The organism is Muricauda brasiliensis (assembly GCF_003057865.1).
Taxonomy (GTDB): Bacteria; Bacteroidota; Bacteroidia; order Flavobacteriales; family Flavobacteriaceae; genus Flagellimonas; species Flagellimonas chongwuensis.
This window is the reverse complement of record NZ_QBTW01000010.1, coordinates 1-19,852: the sequence shown is the minus strand read 5'-3', so window position 1 is coordinate 19,852 and position 19,852 is coordinate 1. Positions and strand designations below refer to the sequence as shown.

The 19,852-nt window shown below is 41.1% G+C and carries 21 protein-coding genes and 1 tRNA gene; 9 read left to right on the top strand and 13 right to left on the bottom strand.

Annotated features, from left to right (window positions below; translation table 11 throughout):
• The first annotated feature begins 117 nt into the window (after nt 1-117).
• On the top strand, nt 118-1,284 hold the full coding sequence (locus DCK90_RS05595; protein ID WP_108245207.1) for a glycoside hydrolase family 43 protein: 1,167 nt from the start codon (nt 118-120) through the stop codon (nt 1,282-1,284).
• Between the two features lie 76 nt (nt 1,285-1,360).
• Here DCK90_RS05595 and DCK90_RS05590 read toward each other — a convergent pair.
• Nucleotides 1,361-1,433, bottom strand: a tRNA-Lys gene (locus DCK90_RS05590).
• A gap of 118 nt (nt 1,434-1,551) precedes the next feature.
• Between DCK90_RS05590 and DCK90_RS05585 the strand changes: the two genes are divergently transcribed.
• Entirely contained in the window at nt 1,552-2,064 is a 513-nt protein-coding gene (locus tag DCK90_RS05585) for a shikimate kinase (protein ID WP_108245206.1), read from the top strand.
• Here the strand turns inward: DCK90_RS05585 and DCK90_RS05580 are convergent.
• On the bottom strand, nt 2,056-2,553 hold the full coding sequence (locus DCK90_RS05580; RefSeq protein ID WP_108245205.1) for a phosphoribosyltransferase family protein: 498 nt from the start codon (nt 2,551-2,553) through the stop codon (nt 2,056-2,058). The two genes, DCK90_RS05585 and DCK90_RS05580, sit on opposite strands and share 9 nt — an antisense overlap.
• 37 nt (nt 2,554-2,590) lie before the next feature.
• Nucleotides 2,591-2,962, bottom strand: a complete 372-nt coding sequence (locus tag DCK90_RS05575) for an RNA-binding S4 domain-containing protein (protein WP_108245204.1) — start codon at nt 2,960-2,962, stop codon at nt 2,591-2,593.
• A gap of 78 nt (nt 2,963-3,040) precedes the next feature.
• Here DCK90_RS05575 and DCK90_RS05570 point away from each other — a divergent pair, with 78 nt between their 5' ends.
• Complete coding sequence (locus tag DCK90_RS05570; RefSeq protein WP_108245203.1) at nt 3,041-3,994, top strand: FKBP-type peptidyl-prolyl cis-trans isomerase; 954 nt, start codon at nt 3,041-3,043, stop codon at nt 3,992-3,994.
• 69 nt (nt 3,995-4,063) lie between these two features.
• Here DCK90_RS05570 and DCK90_RS05565 read toward each other — a convergent pair whose 3' ends face one another.
• From DCK90_RS05565 to DCK90_RS05555, 3 genes are read right to left on the bottom strand one after another with little or no spacing between them, the layout of a single operon-like run.
• Nucleotides 4,064-4,663 carry an outer membrane beta-barrel protein gene (locus DCK90_RS05565; protein WP_108245202.1) on the bottom strand — a complete coding sequence of 200 codons (600 nt, stop codon included), beginning with the start codon at nt 4,661-4,663 and terminating at the stop codon, nt 4,064-4,066.
• Between the two features lie 48 nt (nt 4,664-4,711).
• Nucleotides 4,712-5,665, bottom strand: a complete 954-nt coding sequence (locus DCK90_RS05560) for a transketolase family protein (RefSeq protein WP_108245201.1) — start codon at nt 5,663-5,665, stop codon at nt 4,712-4,714.
• Nucleotides 5,666-5,682: 17 nt separating this feature from the next.
• Nucleotides 5,683-6,528: a transketolase gene (locus tag DCK90_RS05555; protein WP_108245200.1), complete on the bottom strand. Its 846-nt coding sequence runs from the start codon at nt 6,526-6,528 to the stop codon at nt 5,683-5,685.
• Nucleotides 6,529-6,684: 156 nt separating this feature from the next.
• Here DCK90_RS05555 and tgt point away from each other — a divergent pair, with 156 nt between their 5' ends.
• From tgt to DCK90_RS05530, 5 genes are all read left to right on the top strand, one after another.
• Nucleotides 6,685-7,815 carry a tRNA guanosine(34) transglycosylase Tgt gene (tgt, locus tag DCK90_RS05550; RefSeq protein WP_108245199.1) on the top strand — a complete coding sequence of 377 codons (1,131 nt, stop codon included), beginning with the start codon at nt 6,685-6,687 and terminating at the stop codon, nt 7,813-7,815.
• Entirely contained in the window at nt 7,815-8,897 is a 1,083-nt protein-coding gene (locus tag DCK90_RS05545; RefSeq protein WP_108245198.1) for an LptF/LptG family permease, read from the top strand. Before tgt ends, DCK90_RS05545 begins: the two co-directional genes overlap by 1 nt.
• A 114-nt stretch (nt 8,898-9,011) precedes the next feature.
• Complete coding sequence (locus DCK90_RS05540; RefSeq protein ID WP_108245197.1) at nt 9,012-9,965, top strand: acetyl-CoA carboxylase carboxyltransferase subunit alpha; 954 nt, start codon at nt 9,012-9,014, stop codon at nt 9,963-9,965.
• A gap of 167 nt (nt 9,966-10,132) precedes the next feature.
• Nucleotides 10,133-11,680, top strand: a complete 1,548-nt coding sequence (gene dnaB, locus DCK90_RS05535; RefSeq protein ID WP_108245196.1) for a replicative DNA helicase — start codon at nt 10,133-10,135, stop codon at nt 11,678-11,680.
• 106 nt (nt 11,681-11,786) lie between these two features.
• The gene (locus tag DCK90_RS05530) at nt 11,787-12,974 is read left to right on the top strand and encodes an asparagine synthetase B (RefSeq protein ID WP_234414649.1); all 1,188 of its coding nucleotides are present in this window, start codon (nt 11,787-11,789) and stop codon (nt 12,972-12,974) included.
• Here DCK90_RS05530 and DCK90_RS05525 read toward each other — a convergent pair.
• The 3 genes from DCK90_RS05525 to DCK90_RS05515 all read right to left on the bottom strand — a co-directional run bounded on the left by DCK90_RS05525 (nt 12,971) and on the right by DCK90_RS05515 (nt 15,373).
• Nucleotides 12,971-13,858 carry a dienelactone hydrolase family protein gene (locus DCK90_RS05525; protein WP_108245195.1) on the bottom strand — a complete coding sequence of 296 codons (888 nt, stop codon included), beginning with the start codon at nt 13,856-13,858 and terminating at the stop codon, nt 12,971-12,973. The two genes, DCK90_RS05530 and DCK90_RS05525, sit on opposite strands and share 4 nt — an antisense overlap.
• A 104-nt stretch (nt 13,859-13,962) precedes the next feature.
• Nucleotides 13,963-14,481 (bottom strand): YybH family protein, encoded by a 519-nt coding sequence (locus tag DCK90_RS05520; protein ID WP_108245194.1) that lies wholly within the window; start codon nt 14,479-14,481, stop codon nt 13,963-13,965.
• A 100-nt stretch (nt 14,482-14,581) separates the two neighbouring features.
• A complete protein-coding gene (locus tag DCK90_RS05515) occupies nt 14,582-15,373 on the bottom strand; it encodes an HAD family hydrolase (protein ID WP_108245193.1) in 792 nt (263 codons plus the stop codon).
• 97 nt (nt 15,374-15,470) lie between these two features.
• On the opposite strand from DCK90_RS05515, the gene DCK90_RS05510 reads away from it, so the two are divergent.
• The gene (locus DCK90_RS05510; RefSeq protein ID WP_108245192.1) at nt 15,471-15,893 is read left to right on the top strand and encodes a secondary thiamine-phosphate synthase enzyme YjbQ; all 423 of its coding nucleotides are present in this window, start codon (nt 15,471-15,473) and stop codon (nt 15,891-15,893) included.
• Nucleotides 15,894-16,005: 112 nt separating this feature from the next.
• Here the strand turns inward: DCK90_RS05510 and rplT are convergent, their stop codons facing one another.
• The 4 genes from rplT to thrS all read right to left on the bottom strand — a co-directional run bounded on the left by rplT (nt 16,006) and on the right by thrS (nt 19,213).
• Nucleotides 16,006-16,350, bottom strand: coding sequence for a 50S ribosomal protein L20 (gene rplT / locus DCK90_RS05505; protein WP_014033571.1), 345 nt, complete (start codon nt 16,348-16,350; stop codon nt 16,006-16,008).
• 89 nt (nt 16,351-16,439) lie between these two features.
• On the bottom strand, nt 16,440-16,637 hold the full coding sequence (gene rpmI, locus DCK90_RS05500) for a 50S ribosomal protein L35 (RefSeq protein WP_108245191.1): 198 nt from the start codon (nt 16,635-16,637) through the stop codon (nt 16,440-16,442).
• Between the two features lie 47 nt (nt 16,638-16,684).
• Nucleotides 16,685-17,236 carry a translation initiation factor IF-3 gene (gene infC / locus DCK90_RS05495; RefSeq protein WP_262497840.1) on the bottom strand — a complete coding sequence of 184 codons (552 nt, stop codon included), beginning with the start codon at nt 17,234-17,236 and terminating at the stop codon, nt 16,685-16,687.
• 36 nt (nt 17,237-17,272) lie between these two features.
• Complete coding sequence (gene thrS / locus DCK90_RS05490; protein WP_108245189.1) at nt 17,273-19,213, bottom strand: threonine--tRNA ligase; 1,941 nt, start codon at nt 19,211-19,213, stop codon at nt 17,273-17,275.
• Nucleotides 19,214-19,852 lie beyond the last annotated feature (639 nt).

Sequence of the window (19,852 nt, the reverse complement as noted above, 5' to 3'; positions counted from 1 at the left end):
AATAAATACTATATAAGTAACTGATAAACAGTTTTATATGTTTTTTAAAAAAATAGGCAAACGATTGTTTATTCAGAATAATATGTATTTTTAAAAATCAAAACGATCTATTGTATTATGAAAAACACATTTTTGACTCAAAAAAACTGCTCAAGGCGGATTTCTTCAACCTGTTTTCTATTAATTCCACTTGTTTTTTTTACGTTTAGTTGCAAACGTCAAAAGCAAGGTCCCCAAGATGCTCAGGAGGATGTAGGTGTGATTGTGGATACCGTCGGAACAACTCCTGATAAGGTCTATACTTTGACATCTGAACTTTATACTGCAGATCCTTCTGCCCATGTTTTTGAGGGTAAGTTATATGTATATCCATCACACGATTTTGAATCAGGAATTCCAGAGGATGATTTGGGAAGTCATTTTAACATGGAAGATTATCATGTGTTTTCGATGGATAGTGTGGGAGGAGAGGTTACAGACCATGGATTGGCGCTACATATTGACGATGTCCCTTGGGCAGGTAGGCAAATGTGGGCTCCGGACGCGGCTAAAAAGGGCGATGAATACTTTTTATACTTTCCGGTTAAGGACAAAGAGGATGTTTTTCATATTGGTGTGGCCAAGAGCAACGCTCCCGAAGGTCCATTTGAGGCCATGCCGGAGCCAATTAAGGGAAGTTTTAGCATGGACCCTGCGGTTTTTGGGGATATCGATGGCTCCTATTATATGTACTTCGGAGGTATTTGGGGTGGACAGCTTCAACAATGGGACCAAGGGGAATATTTGGGAACCGACAAGTACCCTGCAGATGACGAACCGGCACTTATGCCCAAGATTGCCAAGATGGGAGATGATATGATAAGTTTTACTGAGGAGCCCAAAGATGTTATGATATTGGATAAAAATGGAGAGCCTATTCTTGCAGGGGACAACGACCGAAGGTTTTTTGAAGCTGCCTGGGTCCACCGATATAATGGCAAATATTATCTTTCTTACTCCACTGGTGATACCCATAATATTGTTTACGCTATCGCAGATAATCCATACGGACCGTTTACTTATCAAGGGGTGATCTTAGGTCCTGTATTGGGTTGGACCAATCACCATTCTATCGTCGAGTATCAGGGGAAGTGGTGGTTGTTTTTCCATGATAGTTCCATGTCTGGAGGAAAAACACATTTACGAAGCGTTAAAATGACCGAACTTACCTATAATCCCGATGGTACCATCCAACGAATAAATGCATTGGTAACAGCAGAAACAGGGTCTGCCAATGAAAAATAAAATCTCGTAGTTAAAACACTTAAAAAGAAAAACCCGATAAATCAATTGACTTATCGGGTTTTACGTTTTATAGAAGTGACCTGACTGGGGCTCGAACCCAGGACCCTCTCCTTAAAAGGGAGATGCTCTACCAACTGAGCTATCAGGTCTCCTTTGTGTGCCTAGCTGTTTGGCTAAGCGGGTGCAAATATAACATCAATAATCTATTTTCCAAGGTGAATTATGGATAAATTTGTGTTTTTTTGAAATCTGATAAAATTCATCAATATGAAAATTGTGTTAGTAGGGTATATGGCGAGTGGTAAGTCGACCGTTGGACGATTGTTGGCCAGTCATTTACAGATGGAGTTCGTCGATTTGGATGATTACATTGAAGCCAATCAAAAAAAAACCATAAAAAATATTTTTTCCGAAAATGGTGAGATTTTTTTTAGAAAGTTGGAGCATCAAATGCTCAAGGAAGTTCTAGAAAAAGAAGAGTCCACTATAATTTCAACTGGGGGCGGTACACCATGCTATGGCACCAATATGGCCACCATTTTGGAAAAGGCCGATGCATCTATCTATCTTGACCTGAGCATTCCCAATTTGGTGAACCGGATTTCAAAAGAAAAGGAGAATCGCCCATTGGTGAAAAATATTCTCGATGCGGAACTTCCAGAATTTATCGGAAAGCACTTGTTTGAGCGAAGGCCCTATTATTTACAATCAAAGTATATTTTGGATTGTAATGGAAAAGATGTGGAAACTGTAGTGGATAAAATCAAGGAACTACTCTAGGTAGACGGCGTTGTTCTTGGGCTCAAAATCCACTTTTATATGCTCGTTCAATGATGTGGATAACGAAATACCCTTGAAATCGGCCTTAATCGGATATTTTTTGTGGTTCCTGTTGACCAATACAGCCGTTTTAAGCTGTTTTATGGGCGTTTTAAGGAAATGATGGGTTCCATATATCAAAGTAGTGCCGGAATTCAGCACATCGTCCACCAAAACGATTGACTTATTTTTATAACCATCTTCAGCCAGGGAGGTACTGACCCCACTTTTCAACGGATTTTTCTTGTCCATATCCATTTTGCACAACACAATGTTGGCATCGGTAATGTTCTTGAGCACGGCAACTATTTTTTTTGCAAAACTTTCTCCGCCACCTTTAATTCCAGCGACCACAATTTCAGCTTCGTCCACATTGGTCTCATAGATCTGATAAGCGATTCTCTTGGTAATGTGCTGTATCTGGTCGTGGTTAAGAATAAGGTTCCTCATAGTTGCGCAATAGTTGATTCAAAGATATGAAAACGGTTTATTCCGATTCGTCCAAAAAGTCGTCCAAATCCCGACGGTCTTTTTTGGTAGGTCGACCAAGTCCTTTTTTTCGGTAATGCTTTTTGGCATGTTGAAGCAGTTCGCTGTGCTCAAAGGCCTCTTTTGGCGTAGTATCTTTTCGGTAGATGTCCACCAATTTGGCCGCGACACGGCTTTCGGGAACGTCCAAAACAGTAAGCTGATAATCGATTTGATTTTTCCGTACCACGATTTTATCCATGGGGAAAACATCCCGTGAAGGCTTCACGGCGCTCCCGTTTACCTTAACATGGCCCTTTTTTACCGCATTGGAAGCAATGCTTCGTGTTTTAAAGTATCTGGTGCACCAAAGGTACTTGTCTATTCGCATGGTCTTCGCAAATCTTTGTTAACGGACGGAACAAAAATAATGGAAAATTGTATCTTGCGCGCCTAAATAACAGACTTGATGAAGTACGGAGTTTTAGTATTTATTTGTTTTGCGGTCACACTGCTATCCTGTAAAAATGATGATAATGGAGGCCCTGAAGCCATACCACCAAGCTTATTGAGCGATGTAGCACCGGAGGATGACGAAACCATAAGAGAATTTTTGAACACCCACTTTTACAATTACGAAGAATTTGAAACACCACCTGAGGGCTTTGATTATAGAATAGTTATTGACACCATAGCAGGTGAGAATGCGGACAAAAGGCCTTTGATGGAAGATGCTGAATCTATTACCTTGAATGTATCATCAAGTTTTTTGGGCCTTAGTGCCGGAGAAGAAAATATAGCTCATAAACTGTACTACATCGAAGCACGTGAAGGAGGCGGAGAAAGCCCGACGTATGCAGATTCGACTTTTGTAAAGTATGAAGGTACGTTGTTGGATGGTACTCCTTTTGATCAAAGATCTGAATTTTTGTGGCAAGAACTTGCAGGAACTGTTCAAGGTTACTCTAATGGTGTTGCACAAATGAAAGCTGGAACATCTGATCAGGTAATAGACAACCCTGATGGCACCTACAGTATTGCTAACAGCGGAATAGGTTTGATCATTATGCCTTCCGGTCTTGGATATTTTCATAGTCCAAATTCCTCGGTAATACCAAGATATGCACCTCTTATCTTTAAAATGGAATTAGGTGCTTTTATTGAGGATACCGATAGTGATAATGATGGTATTCCCTCAATCCAGGAAGATTTGAATGGTAATGGTTACTTGGGTGACGATAATACAGACATCGACCAAGAATCATCCTTTACTGGTTTCATCCCTAATTTTCGTGATTCGGACGACGATGGTGATGGCATACCTACACGCGATGAGATTTCAGACGAAAATGGGAATATCATCATTCCTTATCCAGATGCGGACGGAGACGGAGTTCCAGATTATTTGGACCCGGACAACTAAAAGCAATCGCTTATAAAAAATAAAAACCCGCTGCATTGCAGCGGGTTTTTTATTGTACTTAATCGGATTTTATAATTTCAGCGATGCTGCAAAAATAACTTGCGAAGGTCTTGAATCTATTCTTCCTTCCACATTGGCAACATTTGCGTCGATGAATTCGGCCTCATTTTTAGAGAAGCCTCTTTCGTATCGTACATCAAGTCCCAATCTTCCCAAGTTGACACCTATACCTGCATTCAAGCCTACGGTAAAATCGTTCTCCACATCTTCGATTTCCAAACCTTCCAAATCGTTCTTAAGGGTATATTGGAAAGCTGGACCTGCAAAAATATGCAAGGGGCCAATCAATTTATACCCTAAAAGAACAGGCATATCCAATTTGGATACATCATAATCTTGTGAGTCACCATTAATATCATAGGAACTCTTAGTTTTGGAATACACCAATTCGGGCCTTAAATAAATTTTTGGAAAATCAAGTTTACCCCAAAAGCCAAAATGATACCCAGCTTTACCCTCGGGGTCATCTACAGCATCTGTTACAGTATTGACCAAGTCACCATTCTTGTTGTAAGAAAGACCGGCCTTGATACCGAATCCTGAGCCGCTCTGAGCCATGGCAGCAGAGCCAATAAGGGCAAATGCTACTACTAAAAAAGTTTTTTTCATAAGTGTTGTTTTAAAAGATGAAATATCCCCATAGGGGGATACCTGAAACTATTTACGTTTCAACACCTTTAAAACGGCTTCTTCAATAGCTTTATTGTTCAAACCATACTTCTCCATCAACTGTTCTGGAGTTCCACTTTCCCCGAAGGTGTCCCGTGTTGCCACAAACTCTTGTGGTGCAGGATGGTTGCTGGCCAATACACGTGCCACACTTTCTCCAAGTCCACCTAAATAATTATGCTCTTCAGCAGTTACAACACAACCTGTCTTCTTCACGGAATCCAAAATGGCTTTATCATCCAATGGTTTAATAGTGTGAATGTTGATAACTTCTGCAGAAATTCCTTGGTTCTCTAAACTTTCTGCAGCAATCAAAGCTTCCCATACCAAATGACCTGTTGCAATAATGCTAACGTCGGTACCTTCGTTGAGCATAAGGGCCTTCCCGATTTCAAATTTTTGGTCAACAGGAGTAAAATTGGCCACTTTGGGTCTTCCAAAACGAAGATATACCGGTCCATGGTGCTCGGCAATGGCAATGGTTGCCGCTTTGGTCTGATTGTAATCACATGGGTTGATCACCGTCATACCGGGCAACATTTTCATCAAACCGATATCTTCCAAAATCTGGTGGGTAGCACCATCCTCACCCAAGGTCAAACCCGCGTGGGAGGCACATATTTTTACGTTTTTATCGGAATACGCAATGGACTGGCGGATTTGATCGTACACACGGCCAGTGGCGAAGTTTGCAAATGTAGAGGCAAAAGGGATTTTCCCGCCAATGGTCAGACCGGCGGCCATTCCCATCATATTGGCCTCGGCAATTCCCACCTGAAAGAAACGTTCTGGGTTTTCCTCAATAAAAGTTTCAATTTTAAGGGAACCTACCAAATCGGCACAAAGGGCCACTACATTTGGGTTGGTCCTCCCCAATTCCGTCATTCCGGCACCATATCCGCTTCGGGTGTCCTGTTTTCCTTGATCTGTATATTTAGTCATCGTATCTTTTTCTATAATTAGTAATCACCTAAAGTCTCTGGGTTCTGCTCCAACGCATTTGCCAATTGCTCATCGCTTGGTGCCTTACCGTGCCAAGCGTGGGTGTGCATCATAAAATCAACACCGTTCCCCATTTCAGTTGTCATAACAATACATACTGGTTTCCCTTTTCCAGTTCTGCTCTTGGCTTCTTTTAGCCCTGCAACTACTTGCTCTAGGTTGTTTCCATCTTCTATTTCCAACACATCCCATCCAAAGACCTTGAATTTTTCGGCAACATCGCCAATGGGCAGCACATCTTCGGTAGCACCATCGATTTGTTGTCCATTTCTATCAACGGTAGAAATCAAGTTGTCCACTTTGTTACCGGCAGCGTACATAATTGCCTCCCAGTTCTGTCCTTCCTGCAACTCCCCATCACCATGAAGACTAAAAACCAAATGATCGTCGCCGTTCAGCTTTTTGGCTTGTGCCGCACCGATGGCAACCGACATTCCCTGACCCAAGGAGCCAGATGCTACGCGAACACCGGGTAGGCCTTCGTGTGTAGTGGGGTGTCCTTGTAATCTGGAGTCGATTAGCCTAAAAGTGTTTAATTCCTCAATCGGAAAGTAACCTCTTCTTGCTAAAACACTATAAAAAACGGGAGAAATATGGCCGTTGGACAGGAAAAATACATCTTCCCCGATTCCATCCATATCAAAACCATCCTTTAATTCCATTACCTCGTTGTAGAGTGCTACAAAAAACTCGGTACAGCCCAAAGAACCTCCTGGGTGACCCGAATTTACCTTATGGACCATTCTTAAAATGTCCCTTCTAACCTGTACTACCAGGTCCTGTAATTCTTGCGTGTTCGGCATCGTGTCAATAATTTAGATATCAAATGTAATTGCATTATTCGTAGAAAACAAGTGTCTATTTTACATTTAATAAACATCTTGTGCTCAGAAACTTTATTTTTTTGTTAAGGATGAACGAAATAGAGTTAGTTATATTTGCGGTTCTAAAACGAACAATTGGAATTTACCTTACTACAAAAGGACAGCAAAACAAAGGCTAGGGCAGGAGAACTGACTACCGACCATGGCAATATTCAGACTCCTATTTTTATGCCCGTGGGAACTGTGGCCTCCGTTAAGGGCGTTCACCAACGGGAATTAAAAGATGAAATAAATCCTGATATTATTTTAGGGAACACCTATCATCTTTTCTTAAGACCGGGCACCGGAATACTTGAAGAAGCTGGCGGACTTCATAAATTTATGAATTGGGACCGTCCTATTTTGACGGATAGTGGAGGATATCAGGTATATTCTTTATCCGATAACAGAAAGATTAAAGAAGAGGGGGTCAAGTTCAAGTCCCATATTGATGGTTCACGTCACGTTTTTACTCCGGAAAATGTGATGGAGATACAGCGTACCATTGGTGCGGACATCATCATGGCATTTGATGAATGTACACCCTATCCCTGTGATTATCAGTATGCCAAACGTTCCATGCGCATGACGCATAGGTGGCTGGACAGATGTATCAACCATTTGGAAAAGCTTCCGTTCAAATATGGGTATTCACAAAGTTTTTTCCCCATTGTACAGGGGTCTACCTATAAAGATTTAAGAAAACAATCCGCAGAATACATAGCATCCGTAGGAGCGGAGGGCAATGCAATTGGAGGACTTTCGGTAGGGGAACCTGCGGAGGAAATGTATGAAATGGCGGAGATTGTATGCGATATCCTGCCTGAGGACAAACCAAGATACCTCATGGGCGTTGGTACCCCGATCAATATTTTGGAAAACATAGCCTTGGGCGTGGATATGTTCGATTGCGTTATGCCCACTCGTAATGCTCGGAACGGTATGTTGTTCACCGCACAGGGTACCATCAACATCAAAAACAAAAAATGGGAGAACGATTTTTCTGCTATTGATGAAATGGGCATCACATTTGTAGATACCGAATATTCCAAGGCCTATCTGCGACATTTGTTCGCGGCCAATGAATATTTGGGCAAGCAAATTGCCACCATTCATAACCTTGGTTTTTATTTATGGTTGGTACGTACCGCAAGAGAACGTATTTTAGCCGGAGACTTTTTGGAATGGAAGACCAAAATGGTCAATCAAATGGATAAAAGATTGTAATGCTTACCATACTCGATAGATACATTTTAAAACGCTACTTGATCACCTTTATGGGGATGCTTTTGCTGTTCGTGCCTATTGGGATTATGGCGAACCTGGCGGAAAAAATTGGTAAGATCATTGACAATGAAGCGCCGTTGGCCGAAGTGATTGTGTTCTATGGAAACTTTACTTTGGTGATTGGAAACCTATTGTTGCCGATTTTCCTTTTTCTATCTATCATCTTTTTTACCTCGAAATTGGCGAGCAATACCGAAATCGTGGCGATTTTGAGTTCAGGTGTATCTTTTGGACGTTTTTTGCGTCCCTATTTTGTAGGGGCAACACTGGTGGCCATACTGATCTTTATGATGGGGATGTTCATTGTGCCCCATGCCAGTATTGGTTTCAACGAATTTGAATATAAATACTTTAAAAAAGGTAAACAGACCCGGATAACGGAGAATATCTTCAACCAGTTGAACGAGCGCGACTATTTGTATGTGAGCAGTTTTGATCCCAATCGTCAAATAGGATACAATTTTACCTACGAGCATTTCGATTCCATTGGTAAACTAGATTATAAGATTTCGGCGAGTAATATTCGGTGGATTGCTGACGACAGTATATACCGTTTGACTAATTACGAGAAGAGGGAGGTGAGAAACGAAACGGAATACATCAATGCAAAGCGTAGGCTGGATACCGTTTTCTCCTTTAAGATTGATGATTTAACTCCTGTATCGTATGTAGCCGAAACCAAAAACCTTTTTGAGCTGAACGATTTTATTGAAGATCAGCGTAGAAAGGGAGCATCCAACATCAATGCATATGTACTGGTAAAATATAAAAGGTGGGCACTGCCCATTGCAGCATTCATCCTTACAGTTATTGCCGTAGCGGTATCATCAGTGAAACGTAGGGGAGGTATGGGTCTTAATCTGGCGTTTGGTATTGGGGTGGCCTTCGTATATATCTTTTTTGATAAAGTTTTTGGAACACTGGCAGAGCAATCTGGTTTTTCACCACTATTGGCAGTTGTGATTCCCAACCTTCTTTTTGGCGTTTTTGCGATTTATATGCTTATGAAAGCCAAACGATAATTTAGTCACAATGGCGTATATTGTTGAAGTTAAAAGACTTGTATATTTCATGTGAGTATGTCATAATGTTATATATTTGTCCCCATTGTTTTTCGTGAAAATAAAAGACTTCCCATGGAATATCTAGAATTTGAACTCCCTATCAAAGAACTTGAAGACCAACTTCAAAAATGTATGGTGATCGGGGAAGAAAGTGATGTTGACGTTACCGAGACCTGTTCTCAAATCGAGAAAAAACTGGCCCAGACCCGAAAAGATATATATCAGAACCTTACCGCTTGGCAAAGGGTGCAATTATCCAGGCACCCCAGCAGGCCTTACACAATGGATTACATCAATGCCATTTGTGGAGATACCTTTTTGGAGCTCCATGGTGACAGAAATGTAAAGGATGACAAGGCTATGGTAGGGGGACTTGGAAAAATAGGCGACCAGAGCTACATGTTCATCGGTCAGCAAAAAGGATACAATACTAAGACCCGTCAGTACCGTAATTTTGGTATGGCAAATCCTGAAGGATACCGTAAAGCACTTCGTTTGATGAAGTCCGCCGAAAAATTTAAGATACCTGTAGTGTGCTTTGTGGATACTCCCGGCGCTTACCCAGGTATTGAAGCAGAAGAACGTGGACAGGGAGAGGCAATTGCACGTAATATTTTGGAGATGACCCGCCTAAAGGTGCCTATTATAGTAATCATAATTGGCGAAGGTGCATCGGGTGGAGCATTGGGCATTGGTGTTGGAGATAAAGTGCTGATGTTGGAAAATACATGGTACTCCGTAATCTCTCCAGAATCTTGTTCATCCATTCTTTGGAGAAGTTGGGAATACAAGGAACAAGCCGCGGAAGCTTTGAAGTTGACCGCTACCGATATGAAAAAGCAGGGTCTTGTCGATGAAATCGTTAAGGAGCCTCTTGGAGGGGCACATTCCAATAGACAGAAAACATTCGAAACCGTAGCCAATAAAATTTCTTCCCATTTCGAAGAACTCAATAAGTTATCACCAAAGGAATTGGTGAAATCCCGAATGGAAAAGTATTCCAATATGGGTGTTTTCAGTGAATAATCCTTGTTTTTTGGGGGTTGACCATTTTAGTTAGGTTATATCCCCGATTTTTTTTATGTTATTAACAGGTATTTTAAGTTATCAACATTTAAATTGTTGAGTACCTGTGGAAATCGTTACTGTCAAAATTAAAGTTAACTAAAGGTTAATTAGCTACTTTCGCATTCATGGAAAAACCTAGCCCCATAGTTGGACACAGAGTGGACAAATCTGCCCTTATCAGTCTTGAGAAAGGAAAAATACCTCCTCAAGCAGTTGATTTAGAGGAGGTTGTGTTGGGCGCTATGATGATTGATAAAAAAGGAGTAGATGAGGTAATCGATATTCTTCATCCAGACGTTTTCTATAAAGATTCACATAAATACATTTACGAGGCCATCTTCAAACTGTTCGAATCGTCCGAACCGGTCGATTTATTAACTGTTTCCTCGCAGTTAAAGAAAGATGGTAAGCTAGAAGCCTGTGGAGGTGACTTTTATTTGATAAAACTTACCCAAAAAGTGGCGTCTTCGGCCCATATTGAGTTTCACGCCAGGATTATTCTTCAAAAGTATATCCAAAGAAGTTTGATTAAAATTTCCAACGATATTATCGAGGAAGCGTATAGTGATGCTACTGATGTTTTCGACCTTTTGGACAACGCAGAGGCCAAATTGTACGAAGTAACCCAAGGAAACTTGAAACGGTCGGCTGAAACAGCCCAAAACTTGGTGATACAGGCCAAAAAGCGAATCGAAGAAATTTCGAATAAGGAAGGCCTCAGTGGTATTCCATCCGGGTTTGATAAATTGGATAGACTTACCTCTGGGTGGCAGCCCAGTGATTTGATTATTGTGGCAGCACGTCCGGGTATGGGTAAAACGGCTTTAACGCTGTCCATGGCACGTAATATTGCCGTGAATTCCGAAATTCCAGTGGCGTTTTTCTCTTTGGAGATGTCATCCGTACAGTTGATTACCCGTTTGATTTCTTCCGAAACAGGCCTGTCCTCAGAAAAATTAAGGACCGGTAAACTGGAAAAACACGAGTGGGAACAATTGAACGTAAAGGTGAAGACCTTGGAAAAGGCACCTTTGTTCATTGATGATACCCCATCCTTGTCCATTTTCGACCTTCGTGCCAAGGCAAGACGATTGGCATCCCAGCATAATATTCGCATGATCATTATCGATTATTTGCAGTTGATGACAGCTGGAGGTAGTCAAAAAGGAGGAAACCGTGAACAGGAAATCTCCACAATTTCACGTAACCTTAAGGCATTGGCCAAGGAACTGGATGTTCCCGTAATTGCACTTTCGCAGTTATCCAGGGCGGTGGAAACTCGTGGAGGTAGCAAACGACCCATTCTTTCAGATTTGAGGGAATCCGGAGCAATCGAGCAGGATGCGGATATCGTATCGTTCATCTACCGTCCCGAATACTATAAAATTGACGAGTGGGACGATGAGGAACGCACCCCTACCCAAGGTCAGGCAGAGTTCATCGTGGCCAAACACCGTAACGGTGGTTTAGAAAATATTAGGTTAAAATTTGTGGGTGCTCTAGGTAAATTTGATAACTTGGATGACTTTGATTCCCCATTCGAATTCCAATCGAAGATGAATGCGGATGAAGATAATCCCTTTGCAACACCAAATCTGCCCAGTGCGGACGATGCATTTGGTAGTGCAATGAACAGTGATGATGACCTAGATGATAATGACGTGCCATTTTAAAAAATTTCTTTCCGAAGTGTCATTTCGAGCAAATGCGAGAAATCTCACCTTCATTTTTATTTTACTTTTTTTCTTTAAAGCTTCAGCCTCCGTTATCCTAATCCCTATGGATGATGAAGGTCAAAAAAATCACTTAAAGGCTTACGGAATTACCTATTGGGTACTGGAGAAACAGCAAAAGGTCCAGTGGTTGCTCAACTATCGTGGTGGTTCTTTTTTGTTGCCCGATGGAGATGCCATCCGCAAGGAATGTCAGATTAGAGGAGTTTCTTTTGAAGTGTTGTCTGATGGGCAAGCGGCACAAATTCTGGATGATATCGCCAGCCCTTCCCAAAACCAAGATGCCGTAATTCTTGAAAAAGCACCAAAAATTGCTGTCTATTCCCCGAAGGGAAATCAACCATGGGACGATGCGGTGACCATGGTGCTTACCTATGCCGAAATTCCTTATACCACCATTTACGATACTGAGGTGTTAGGGGATAAATTGGCGCTGTATGATTGGCTGCATTTACACCATGAAGATTTTACAGGTCAGTATGGACGTTTCTACGGTCACTATAGAGCTGCTCCATGGTATATTGAGGACAAGGCAAATGCTGAGGCATTGGCCCAAAGCTTGGGATATTCAAAAGTATCCGACGAAAAATTGGCCGTGGCCCTTAAAATAAGAAATTACGTTATCGGCGGCGGGTTTATGTTCGCCATGTGCTCGGCAACCGATAGTTTTGATATTGCCCTAGCCGCTGAAGGGGTTGATATTTGTGAACCCATGTTCGATGGGGACCCTTCGGATGCCAATTATCAATCCAAGTTGGATTATAGCAATACGTTTGCATTTACCAATTTTACGTTGGAGCGAAACCCCATCCGATATGAATTTTCATCCATCGATATGACCAATAAGAGGGCGAACGTTCCCAAGGAGTCGGATTATTTTTCTTTAATGGAATTCTCGGCAAAATGGGACCCTGTTCCCACTATGCTTACACAGAACCATACCAGCTTGGTCAAAGGATTTATGGGACAGACTACGGCCTATACTCGTAAAGAGGTAAAACCAACGGTAATGGTCTTGGGTGAAAACAAAATCAATGGTGAGGCCAGATACATTCATGGTATCAAGGGAAAAGGATTTTTTACCTTTTACGGAGGCCACGACCCGGAGGATTACCAGCATAGGGTAGGGGATCCTAAAACAGAGTTGGAACTACACCCCACCTCTCCGGGATACCGATTGATTTTGAACAATGTATTGTTCCCTGCTGCCCGCAAAAAGAAACAGAAGACCTAACTCAGGTGCTCTTTGAAGAAATCTACCGTTCTTTTCCACGCTAAATCCGCCGAAGCTTCATCAAAGCGGGGAGTAGTATTGTTGTGGAACCCATGGTTGACATCGGGATAAAAATGTACCTCGTAATCCTTGTCGAGTTCTTTTAATTTGGCTTCGTAATCCTCCCAGCCGGCATTTACCCTTTCATCCAATCCAGCATAATGAATTAGTAGAGGTGCATTGATCTGCGCAACTTCATCATCGGCAGGTTGGCTGCCATAAAATGGAACTGCAGCGGCCAAATCTGGAATTTTCACAGCCATCATATTGGAGATCCATCCGCCAAAACAAAATCCTACCACACCAATTTTACCGTTGCAGTCCTCATGGTTTTTAAGATAATTGAAGGCGGCGATAAAGTCCTCCAACATTTCGTTTCTGTCTCTTTGTCGCTGAAGCGTTCTACCTTCATCATCATTGCCTGGATAACCTCCAAGGGGGGTAAGGGCATCAGGAGCCAAAGAAATAAATCCTGCTTTGGCCGCCCTACGTCCCACATCTTCAATATAAGGGTTTAGACCACGGTTTTCGTGTACGACTACAACACCACCCATTTTACCCTTACTATTTTTTGGTTTGGATAGCAATCCTTTGATTTCACCGCCGCCTTTTGGAGAATTATAGGTGATGAATCCGGAATCCAAATCAGGGTCGTTTGGTAAAACGGTTAGCGTATCCTTATAATTCGGCATAATAAAGCTCATCAACGAAGCCATGGTGATGCCGCCAACAGCGTACACGGAAAGTTTTTCCATAAACTCACGGCGGTCTATTTGGTTGTGGGCGTATTTGTCGTAAAGGTCAAAGACCTCTTGTTTGATGTCGTCTTTTTTTAAAGGTGCCATATGGGTAGTTTTAGTTAAAGTGTCTTTTAAGATACAAATTATCTGTTTGCACCTAGATTAAATAATTGAAAAGTAATGGCTTAGACTTTAAGTACGGCCATGGATTAATCTTCGATTGCCAAGGTATCGGCCTTAGGATTTTTTTGCCATGCTTGGCCTATCAAATGGTTTACAATCAACCATTCCCCATTTACATTTTTAAATACCCTTAAGTGATGGATTTGTCGGTCGTCCATAGGTGAACCATCGGGCCAGTTTTGATTTTTACGAATGTTCAAAGATCTGACCGTGGCAATGGAATCATTTAAAAAAGTAATTTCATTTTCTCCATAGTTGTTGTCACCGGACATTACAAAATCAAGGCTAAATATGTCTTCAAGTAGTTCTCGAAGCTCTTCTTTGGTACGGACCCGATCGCCAAAAGCGTTGGTCCAGTCCGTACTATCGGCATAATGTTTTAAGGACAGTCCTATATCTTTACTTTCCCATCCTTTATCCCAAGCAGCAATACTTTCGTTGATAGCTGATTTGGCTTTATCATAGTCCATTTTGGGGTGGGCGGTCTTGCTTTCGCAACTGGCCATAAAGCATACAATGGCCAATGCTTTTAGTACATTTTTCATCCGGTTGATTTTTATAAAGTTAATGGGGGAGCAGCGGTTGGGGTAACTAACTGATAGTCATAAATATATGCAAAAAAATCAGACCGTTGGGCACAAATGTTTAGAGAAGCTTTTCTAAAATACGCTCTACCCCAAAATTATCATTGCTATCTGTTCTGAATTTTGCTGTTTTCAGCACATTAGGGTGGGCATTTGCCATGGCGAAACTAAAATCAGAAAGCTCCAGCATCTCCAAATCGTTGTTGTAATCCCCGAATACCATTATTTCATTAGGAGCTATCTGAAATTCATCCATTACTTTTTTCAGTGCGTAGCCTTTGTGGGCATTCAAATCGGAAATATCCACCCAATTGGCACCGGAGACTTTTACCTTTAACTCTCCTTCCAGATGTTTTACGTGTGGATAGATATGTTCCTCGGAGCTTTCAAAATGATATATGGCTATTTTCAGCACGTCGTCAACCACTTGTTTTTGGTCTTCCACGATTTGAAACTCCGAATAGTATTCGCGTAGCATGTCCAAAAATTCATTGGAATCTCCACCAACGTAAGCGGTATTTTGAGAGCATAACACAGGGTGAACATTGTCCAATGGCCGAACAGTATCAAGAATACGGTGTACTTCGGACTGGTTGATTGTAGTGGTGAGCAGGGTTTTTTCTTGCTGTTTTATCAAAGCCCCATTTTCCGCAATGACCAGAATCTCATTTTTGATGGTTTCCAATTTGTCCACCATACTGTGGTATTGTCTTCCACTTGCTGCAACAAAAGCTATATTCTTTTTTTTGAGTTCTTCGAAAATTTCAAAAAATCGAGGGCTCACTTCATGTTTGGAATTTAAAAGCGTTCCATCCATATCGGTGACCACCATTTTAATCTGTGATAAATCCATGCAAAATATTTAAGCTGCAAAGTTATTTGTTATTCATGGAACGGGACCTTTGTTTTGGTAAACTTTATATTAATTTGGGGTCAAAGAATGTTTTTGCATGAATTTTTATCAGAAAGAAATACAATTACGATCATACTCCAGAGGGTTCCATTTAATTACGGATACGATTCTTGATGCGTTGCCAGAGCTGAAAAAAATAAACACTGGTTTTTTACAGGTTTTTATTAAGCATACCTCGGCCAGCTTGACGATCAATGAGAATGCAGACCCAACGGTACGTACAGATTTTGAAAGCCATATCAATACCATGGTGCCGGAAAACGCTCCTTATTATGTTCACAATTATGAGGGTCCGGATGATATGCCCGCCCATATCAAAGCTTCTTTGATGGGGGCCTCGGTTCAGATACCAATAACACAAGGTAGTTTGAATATGGGAATATGGCAAGGGATTTATCTTTGTGAGCACAGGAACCATGCTTCCAGGAGAAATCTGGTCATTACTGCATTTGGGCAATAATCATTCTTGACAATTTGAGTAACTCGTGTCAAGCTGTTTTAGACCTTTTATAAAATAAAAGATCCCGCACAAGGCGGGATCTAAATAAGCGGGGTAAGTTTATATTAGCTTTTTATTTTACTTTCTCAACGATGGCCTTGAAGGCATCTGGGTGGTTCATGGCCAAATCGGCAAGAACTTTTCTGTTCAATTCGATTCCATTGGCTTTCACCTTACCCATAAATTGAGAGTAAGACATTCCGTGCATCCTGGCCCCGGCATTGATACGGGTAATCCAAAGTGAACGGAAAGTACGCTTTTTGTTTCTTCTGTCGCGGTAAGCATATAGCATTGCTTTCTCTACCGCATTTTTGGCTACTGTCCAAACGTTTTTACGTCTTCCAAAGTAACCTTTGGCTTGCTTCATTACTTTTTTTCTTCTAGCTCTTGAAGCAACTGAATTTACTGATCTTGGCATAATGTCATTTTTTTGTAGCAGGCGTCCCTATATTGAGTACTTTTTTTGGCCTGGCTCCATGGTTAATAAATAATGTACCGGTCGAACAATTATTTTAAACGTAATTGTTCTTTGATGTTGTCCTCGTCCGCTTGGTGAACCAATGTGGAGTGGGTCAACTTTAGCTTGCGCTTTTTTGATTTTTTGGTCAAAATGTGACTCTTAAAAGCGTGCTTTCTCTTGATTTTACCAGTTCCTGTAAGCTTAAAACGCTTCTTGGCACTGGATTTTGTTTTCATCTTAGGCATTTTCCTAGTATTTAACTCCGCTTATTATACCGAACAAGGTCCGGTTTTTATTTTTTACTTGTCTTAGGTGCGATGAACATGGTCATTCGCTTTCCTTCCAATTTTGGCATTTGTTCAACCTTACCAAGGTCTTCCAATTCTTGGGCCAATCTTAGAAGCAATATTTCGCCCTGATCTTTATAAACGATGGAACGTCCTTTAAAGAATACATAGGCTTTTAGTTTGGCACCATCTTTCAAGAATTTTTCAGCATGTCGCTTTTTAAATTCATAATCATGGTCATCGGTCTGTGGTCCAAACCTAATTTCCTTTACCACAACTTTGCTCGCTTTGGCCTTCATGGCCTTGTCTCGTTTCTTTTGTTCGTAAAGGAATTTTTTATAATCCATTACCTTACAAACAGGAGGTTCTGCGTTTGGTGAAATCTCTACCAAATCCAATTCCTGTTCCGTGGCTATTTCCCTTGCTTTGGAAATGGGGTAAACACCCATCTCAACATTGTCCCCGACAAGACGAACTTCTCGGGCCTTTATTTTTTCATTGATGTTGTGAGGGTTTTTGTTTTCCCTCCTAGGTTGGGGTCTAAATCTTCTTCTAATTGCTATGACGTAAACTTTTTAATTAAACTTAATTTTTTAGAACGACTTTAAGGTACTATTTATTTCAGTAGTTACCAAGTCTGAAAAAGCATCTACGCTTAAACTTCCTAAATCTTCACCGCCATGACGCCTAACAGATATGGTTGCAGACTCTTCCTCTTGCTCCCCGACTATAATCATAAAAGGGATTTTTTTCAGTTCTGCCTCTCGGATTTTCTTCCCTACTGTCTCGTTCCTCTTATCAATGAGCGCGCGAATTTCGTGATTTTCTAGTGAATTCAAAACTTTTTCCGCATATTTTTCATGTTTCTCACTGACGGGCAATACGATAGCTTGGGTTGGAATCAACCACAACGGGAAGTTTCCTCCGGTATGTTCCAATAACAATGCCACAAACCGTTCCATGCTACCAAAAGGTGCTCGGTGAATCATAACAGGTCTGTGCATTTCATTGTCGCTTCCTTTATAGGTAAGGTCGAAACGTTTGGGTAGGTTATAATCAACCTGTATAGTGCCCAATTGCCAGTTTCTGCCAAGAGCATCCTTGATCATAAAGTCCAACTTGGGACCATAAAAAGCTGCTTCACCACTTTCTATTACATAGTTCAGCCCTTTTTCTTCGGCCGCATTGATAATGGCTTGCTCCGCTTTCTCCCAGTCGTCCGTATTACCAATATATTTGTCGGGATTTTCCAAATCCCTTACGGATACTTGAGCGGTAAAGTTGTCAAACCCTAAAGAGTTCAATACATATAAGGTAAGGTCTATCACATTTTTGAACTCGTCGTTCAATTGTTCCGTAGTACAGAAAATGTGGGCATCATCTTGAGTGAATCCTCGAACCCTGGTAAGTCCATGCAATTCACCGCTCTGCTCATATCTATACACCGTACCAAATTCGGCGTACCTTTTTGGGAGGTCCTTATAGCTAAAAGGATGACTGTTATATATTTCACAGTGATGTGGGCAGTTCATGGGCTTTAACAAGAACTCTTCATCTTCTTTTGGAGTGCGAATTGGTTGAAAACTATCCTCACCATATTTGGCATAATGCCCAGAGGTAACATAAAGTTCCTTTTGGCCAATGTGTGGTGTGACTACCATTTCGTACCCTGCTTTCTTTTGGGCCTTTTTTAGGAATTGCTCCAAACGCTCTCTTAACGCAGCGCCATTTGGCAACCATAAAGGAAGCCCTTGTCCCACTTTTTGTGAAAACGTAAAAAGTTCCAGTTCCTTTCCAAGTTTTCTGTGATCTCTCTTTTTCGCCTCTTCCAATAGGTGTAGGTATTCCGTAAGCTCCTTTTGCTTTGGAAAAGAGATGCCGTAAACACGTGTTAATTGCGTATTTTTTTCATCACCTCTCCAATAGGCGCCGGCAACGCTCAACAATTTGATGGCTTTTATTATTCCTGTATTGGGAATGTGCCCTCCGCGGCACAGGTCGGTAAAAGTACTATGGTCGCAAAAGGTTATGGTTCCGTCCTCAAGATTCTCGATGAGCTCTACCTTATATTCGTTTCCTTGTTCCTTGTAATAGGAAAGTGCTTCCTGTTTGGAAACGCTTCTCATTTGGTAGTCATGCTTTCCACGGGCAATTTCCAATGCCTTTTTTTCAATGGCTGGAAAATCCTTTTCTGAGATGCTTTGCTCACCAAAATCCACATCATAATAAAAACCGTTCTCTATTGCCGGACCTATGGTAAGCTTTATGCCGGGATAAAGTTCTTCCAAAGCTTGGGCCACCACGTGTGAGGTGGAGTGCCAAAATGCTTTTTTCCCTTCATCATCGTTCCATGTATAAAGAGTCAAGGTGCCATCCGTGGTCAACGGTGTGGTAGTTTCAACCGTGGTATCGTTAAACTTTGCGGAAATAATGTTTCTTGCAAGCCCTTCGCTTATACTTTGGGCAACGGAAAAAGGAGTAGTTCCCTTTTCAACTTCTTTTACAGCACCATCGGGCAGTGTGATCTTTATCATGCTATTTGAACTTCTATTTTTTATAATCGAAAGGACAAAGATAATACCTTGTATAGATGCTACAATACTTACTTTATATATAAGCTCCAATTTTCTACCAGGAGTCGGGTTCAATCGAGCTTTTTTGGTGTATATAAATATTAAATGAAGGGTGCTTTTGTGTTTTTGATTTTTTTTGTATTTTTATCTGCTTTGCTTTCAATTAGTTGGAAGAAATTCTGCAAAGAAGAAAAAAAACCTCTTGTTTATTGTAGAAAGGGTGTTACATTTGCAGCCCGAAAAACAACAAAGGATTTGTTTCTAGGGAAGTTCAAAAGCTCATTGACATACTGTTTTGATAAGTCGGAAAGGCTAGAAAAAAATATCAAAAAAAGCATTGTGTAATCAAAATATTCATTTTACATTTGCAGCCCGAAAAACACTAAGGTGGTTGAGGTAAAAGTTCATGTAAAAAGATTGTTTTTGAGGTCAAGAAAAAGCTTTGAAATTTTTTTCAAAAAAAACTTGCCGGATTAAAAAACAGTTGTAAATTTGCAGCCGCTTAACCAACGAGGTTATGTGGAGGAAACCGAAGGGAGTTTGATTTTAACAAGAAGAGGCTCGGTTTTTTTTTAGAATAAAGAAGTTCATATACATATT

What these genes read in the sequence shown, in the direction of transcription:
- DCK90_RS05560 (WP_108245201.1), bottom strand. Translation starts at nt 5,665, where the DNA reads ATGACTAAATATACAGATCAAGGAAAACAGGACACCCGAAGCGGATAT.
- DCK90_RS05520 (WP_108245194.1), bottom strand. Translation starts at nt 14,481, where the DNA reads ATGAAAAATGTACTAAAAGCATTGGCCATTGTATGCTTTATGGCCAGT.
- DCK90_RS05555 (WP_108245200.1), bottom strand. Translation starts at nt 6,528, where the DNA reads ATGCCGAACACGCAAGAATTACAGGACCTGGTAGTACAGGTTAGAAGG.
- DCK90_RS05525 (WP_108245195.1), bottom strand. Translation starts at nt 13,858, where the DNA reads ATGGCACCTTTAAAAAAAGACGACATCAAACAAGAGGTCTTTGACCTT.
- DCK90_RS05530 (WP_234414649.1), top strand. Translation starts at nt 11,787, where the DNA reads ATGGATGATGAAGGTCAAAAAAATCACTTAAAGGCTTACGGAATTACC.
- dnaB (WP_108245196.1), top strand. Translation starts at nt 10,133, where the DNA reads ATGGAAAAACCTAGCCCCATAGTTGGACACAGAGTGGACAAATCTGCC.
- rpmI (WP_108245191.1), bottom strand. Translation starts at nt 16,637, where the DNA reads ATGCCTAAGATGAAAACAAAATCCAGTGCCAAGAAGCGTTTTAAGCTT.
- thrS (WP_108245189.1), bottom strand. Translation starts at nt 19,213, where the DNA reads ATGATAAAGATCACACTGCCCGATGGTGCTGTAAAAGAAGTTGAAAAG.
- DCK90_RS05510 (WP_108245192.1), top strand. Translation starts at nt 15,471, where the DNA reads ATGAATTTTTATCAGAAAGAAATACAATTACGATCATACTCCAGAGGG.
- DCK90_RS05515 (WP_108245193.1), bottom strand. Translation starts at nt 15,373, where the DNA reads ATGGATTTATCACAGATTAAAATGGTGGTCACCGATATGGATGGAACG.
- DCK90_RS05565 (WP_108245202.1), bottom strand. Translation starts at nt 4,663, where the DNA reads ATGAAAAAAACTTTTTTAGTAGTAGCATTTGCCCTTATTGGCTCTGCT.
- DCK90_RS05595 (WP_108245207.1), top strand. Translation starts at nt 118, where the DNA reads ATGAAAAACACATTTTTGACTCAAAAAAACTGCTCAAGGCGGATTTCT.
- DCK90_RS05540 (WP_108245197.1), top strand. Translation starts at nt 9,012, where the DNA reads ATGGAATATCTAGAATTTGAACTCCCTATCAAAGAACTTGAAGACCAA.
- rplT (WP_014033571.1), bottom strand. Translation starts at nt 16,350, where the DNA reads ATGCCAAGATCAGTAAATTCAGTTGCTTCAAGAGCTAGAAGAAAAAAA.
- DCK90_RS05575 (WP_108245204.1), bottom strand. Translation starts at nt 2,962, where the DNA reads ATGCGAATAGACAAGTACCTTTGGTGCACCAGATACTTTAAAACACGA.
- DCK90_RS05580 (WP_108245205.1), bottom strand. Translation starts at nt 2,553, where the DNA reads ATGAGGAACCTTATTCTTAACCACGACCAGATACAGCACATTACCAAG.
- DCK90_RS05545 (WP_108245198.1), top strand. Translation starts at nt 7,815, where the DNA reads ATGCTTACCATACTCGATAGATACATTTTAAAACGCTACTTGATCACC.
- DCK90_RS05585 (WP_108245206.1), top strand. Translation starts at nt 1,552, where the DNA reads ATGAAAATTGTGTTAGTAGGGTATATGGCGAGTGGTAAGTCGACCGTT.
- DCK90_RS05570 (WP_108245203.1), top strand. Translation starts at nt 3,041, where the DNA reads ATGAAGTACGGAGTTTTAGTATTTATTTGTTTTGCGGTCACACTGCTA.